We start from the raw sequence: 4,030 nt of genomic DNA on the forward strand, positions 1-4,030 counted from the left end.
CACCGGACCATCTCACAATCTCGGACAATGGGGCAGTTTTGATATTGGAAATGTCGTAAGCCCCACCCAGAATTCCAGGCACCACCAGACAGTATTTACGCCCGACAGCGAGAGGGCCATGCTTTTCATTCGCAACCCTGACCAGCGCTGCCATCAACCAGTCTTCCTTGAACTCCGGATCATTGACGAGCGCGTCGTAAGAAGCTTCATCCCAGGCTACGATTTCGCAATAACAGTCCTCGGGGCATAGGCGCCAGTAGCGACCTGAACGATCTTTTATTAGTAGATTGCCAAAGTCATTTTCGGCGACAAGCTGTAGTGGATCGAGACCAACCCAGCACCAGGACTCGTTGATCTCATCGAGTAGATCCATAGTTTTTCACTCGATGCCAAGGATGCTTGGAACACATTGCTCGAGCATTTCTATCAGTTCCTTGTCCATGAACTTGTAGTCGTCAGGGATATCAAGAACATGCACAGGCTTGCCTTCAAGCAGTCTCGTGAAGTCCGCGGTCAACCTTGACTTGTGTTTTTCTTCCATGACGAGAACCACGTCAGCCCAACGGATGTCATCGACTGAAACGGTATGGCGCGCATTGGGACTGGTCCCTCCCGAACGGGTTAGCAGCTGCGGGTGCTTGCGCCAGAGTTGTTCGGCCGTTGGGCTTCGCCATTGATTACGGCTGCAAACGAACAGGACCTTCACGCGTTCAGTGCTGCGGGCGGTTTCTTCCTTCTGCACAAGTTGCTTTGCAGTCGTGCGAGGGTAATCGAGGCCCAGTTGTTCTGCACGCGCAACCTTCTTTGACCGGATGTACAGGTCTTTCCAGCATTTCTCTCTGGGAAAATCATCTTTGGTCGTCATATGTACTTCATGCTTGTTTTGGGAGAGCTGATTTATCCGGCTTCAACCAATATGCCGCTGCAAACCTTCGACCAATGCGTCGAAGGTGACGCGGCAACGCGGGCTGTGGCGCAGGTCTTCGTGCATGGTCAGCCAGGTTTCGAGTTTGAAGGACAACTCGCCAGGCAGAACCCGCACCAGGGCGGGGTCACGCGCCGCCAGCGCTGACTGGCACACGCCAATGCCGGCGCCGGCACGTATCAGTGCCAGTTGCGCGAGGTCGCTGTCGGTACGCGTGGAAAACGCCGCCCGCTTCCATGCGGGCAAGGCTTTGCGCGCCGAACGCAGGAAGGGTGTCTCTTCGTCAAACCCAATCAGCGCATGCTGCGCCAGGTCCGTTGATGATTGCGGCGTCCCGCGCGCGTCCAGGTAATCGCGGCGCGCGTAGAGACCCAGCTCCACTTCACCCACGCTTCGGGCGATCAACAGGTCCTGCTTGGGCTGGGTCATGCGCACGGCAATGTCGGCTTCGCGTTGCAGCAGGTCCTGCACGCGGTTGGTCAGCACCAGTTCGATGGTCAGGCCCGGGTGTGCGCGCTGCAGTTGCGCGACGATGGGCGGCAGCACTTCGACGCCGATGACTTCGCTCGCCGTGACCCGCACCGTGCCGCGCACACCGTCACCCTGGCTCTCGGCGGCGCGGCGCAACGCGGCTGCGGCGCTGGCCATTTCTTCGGCGAAGGGCTGGAGCCCCAGCGCGGCTTCGGTCGGCGCAAACCCGGTTTGTGAGCGCGTGAACAGCGCCAGGCCGAGCGACTTTTCAAGAGAGGCGACATGGCGCCCGACCGTCGGCTGTGCCACGCCCAAAGACCGTGCCGCACCTGAGAGCGAACCCTCGCGCAGCACCCCTAAAAACGAGCGGTAAAGCTCCCAGCCAGCATCTTCTTCCATACAAAAATGTATAGCCGTTGCCCTGCTTTAGTCAATTCCATTTTGATGCCTCAGGTCCCAGAATTTCCCCATAGCAACTTTCTGGGGATTGACATGAGCAACAAACAAGACACATCAAACACGGCACTGGTCCTGGGTGCTACCGGTGGCATCGGCGGTGAAGTCGCACGGCAACTGGTAGCGGCAGGCTGGCTGGTTCGCGCGCTTCGCCGTGGCGAGCCGCGGCCGGGCGAGCAACGTGGCGGCATCACCTGGCTGCGTGGCGATGCGATGAACCCCGGTGACGTCATGACGGCAGCCCAAGGCTGCGGCGTGATAGTGCACGCAGTCAATCCGCCCGGCTATCGCCGCTGGGGCGAGCTGGTGCTGCCCATGCTGGACAACACGATTGCGGCCGCCCGGGCGCAGGGCGCGACCATCGTGTTGCCCGGTACGGTCTACAACTACGGACCAGACGCATTTCCGAGCCTCCGGGAGGATTCACCGCAACACCCGCAAACGGCCAAAGGTGCGATTCGCGTGCAGCTCGAGCAGCAGCTCAAGGACGCGACCACCGACGGTGGTCAAGGCAGCTGCCGGGTGATCATCGTGCGTGCGGGGGACTTTTTCGGGCCGAGTGCCGGTAACAGCTGGTTCTCCCAAGGCCTGGTTCAGCCGGGCGCTCCGGTGCGCAGTGTGAAGCTCCCTGGCAAGCCTGGTGTCGGTCACCAATGGGCCTATTTGCCGGATGTCGCTCGCACCATGGTCGCCTTGCTGGGCCGGCGTGACGTTCTGCCTGCGTTTGCAACGTTCCACATGAATGGCCAGTGGGATGCCGACGGCCGCCAGCTGGCTGAGGCGATCTGCCGTGTCGTCGCACGGCACGGTGGCCCTCAGCCGTCAATCAAATCTTTTCCCTGGTGGGCGGTGACGCTGGCCGCGCCCTTTGTGGAGACTTTGCGCGAGCTGCGTCAGATGCGCTACCTCTGGAACACGCCGGTACGCCTGGACAATGCCTCCCTGGTCGCGGCGCTCGGTGCGGAGCCGCACACGCCGATGGACATTGCTGTGGAAGAAGCCCTGCAAGGGCTGGGTAGCCTTGGTGCGCATGGCCGGGATTTCAACGATGGAAGTGTCCGCTCTGGCTGAAGCAAGTCAAGCTCGGCCTTTTGATGTCGTCAGACGCTTCCAGCTGGGCGAGGTCGACTTGGGGATGCGCCCCGGCTACTGGCTCGCGCCAAACCTCAGCGCCGACCTGGCACGCACGACCTGGATATGCAGCGTTATGCGCCGGGGGCCGAAGGCATCATCGCCCACCTGGAGCGCGCCATCGTGATCGGCCCGATCGCGCGGCTGGAACTGATTCCCGCCGAAGGCCACGAGCAAAAGGGCAATGTCTCGGGCGATTCGATCATCGAAGCCCAGATGACCTCGCAGCATTTGCCGACATGGGTTTGCACGAAGGCGACATGCTGGTGATGACGCCGCGCAAGGCCAGGGTGTTTGTGGAGGGCAACGTCAGAGCTAGACGGCTCTGATTGTCTGGATTGGGATTCAACGAAGTATCCAAGTGCGACTTACGTCATCAGGATGCCAACCAAGATTTGAGGTAAAGCGAAGCTGCGAAAGCCCTGGCCGAGCATAAGAGACTGCTACACCAAGTGATCCCACAATGTAGTGCCATACTGCCGTCGCGACTTCGCCAGTGTTCTTGTCGGTTTTTGCATCCACGTGTCCCACCTGGATTTTTATCCTCGTGCTGCCTGGTGGTATGTGCACGAAGACGATGCGCAGAGTCGGTTCAGCACTCCCCGACCGCAGGTGGTGCGCGAAAGAAGCCACAGGCAGAGGAATATCGTGTTCAACAGCGATGCACCCAAGCAATTTGGTGAGAAATTGGTGGACGTGGAGCATTGAATCGTGCCGATTCACGGCAAATATCCGTCCAAGTGGAATTCGGTCTCTCGTGCGGAGCCGTGGTTTCGCCTCTCGAACTCCTTTTTCCAACGCCTCCCATGCTTTGTCCCAAGGCTGGCTTCGCGCGTTATTGCAATGCTGGCACAGGGAGGGTTTGAACTTCAGGACCGGTGCCTGCGCGCCTCGCACGGGTTCGTTCTTCAGATGTTTCGAATGCCTGAAGGCCGGTGCTCGTTGATTTAGCCCTGGGAAGATTGCGCGAACGTCTGACGCCTTGACCATGTGCTCGGCAGAATCTGCCGTAGCGCCACATATCCAGCATGTTGGGACGTTTGTAAC

5 protein-coding genes are annotated in these 4,030 nt (G+C 59.7%); 2 read left to right on the forward strand and 3 right to left on the reverse strand.

The window, feature by feature from the left end:
- From AC1D0Z_RS17120 to AC1D0Z_RS17130, 3 genes are all read right to left on the reverse strand, one after another.
- Positions 1 to 373, reverse strand: a 373-nt coding sequence (locus AC1D0Z_RS17120) for a T6SS immunity protein Tdi1 domain-containing protein (protein ID WP_477659419.1), incomplete at its 3' end; no start/stop codon positions are given.
- 6 nt (positions 374 to 379) lie between these two features.
- Entirely contained in the window at positions 380 to 865 is a 486-nt protein-coding gene (locus tag AC1D0Z_RS17125; protein WP_477659420.1) for a low molecular weight protein tyrosine phosphatase family protein, read from the reverse strand.
- 42 nt (positions 866 to 907) lie between these two features.
- Positions 908 to 1,795, reverse strand: a complete 888-nt coding sequence (locus AC1D0Z_RS17130; protein ID WP_477659421.1) for a LysR family transcriptional regulator — start codon at positions 1,793 to 1,795, stop codon at positions 908 to 910.
- Between the two features lie 93 nt (positions 1,796 to 1,888).
- Here AC1D0Z_RS17130 and AC1D0Z_RS17135 point away from each other — a divergent pair, with 93 nt between their 5' ends.
- Both AC1D0Z_RS17135 and AC1D0Z_RS17140 read left to right on the forward strand, forming a co-directional pair.
- Complete coding sequence (locus AC1D0Z_RS17135) at positions 1,889 to 2,923, forward strand: NAD-dependent epimerase/dehydratase family protein (protein ID WP_477659422.1); 1,035 nt, start codon at positions 1,889 to 1,891, stop codon at positions 2,921 to 2,923.
- A gap of 126 nt (positions 2,924 to 3,049) precedes the next feature.
- Positions 3,050 to 3,253: a TOBE domain-containing protein gene (locus AC1D0Z_RS17140; RefSeq protein WP_477659423.1), complete on the forward strand. Its 204-nt coding sequence runs from the start codon at positions 3,050 to 3,052 to the stop codon at positions 3,251 to 3,253.
- Positions 3,254 to 4,030: the final 777 nt, after the last annotated feature.

The organism is Polaromonas sp. P1_E3, assembly GCF_056405935.1.

Bases quoted from the DNA above. Each gene is read 5' to 3' on its own strand.
- AC1D0Z_RS17125 (WP_477659420.1), bottom strand. From the start codon at position 865: ATGACGACCAAAGATGATTTTCCCAGAGAGAAATGCTGGAAAGACCTG.
- AC1D0Z_RS17130 (WP_477659421.1), bottom strand. From the start codon at position 1,795: ATGGAAGAAGATGCTGGCTGGGAGCTTTACCGCTCGTTTTTAGGGGTG.
- AC1D0Z_RS17135 (WP_477659422.1), top strand. From the start codon at position 1,889: ATGAGCAACAAACAAGACACATCAAACACGGCACTGGTCCTGGGTGCT.
- AC1D0Z_RS17140 (WP_477659423.1), top strand. From the start codon at position 3,050: ATGCAGCGTTATGCGCCGGGGGCCGAAGGCATCATCGCCCACCTGGAG.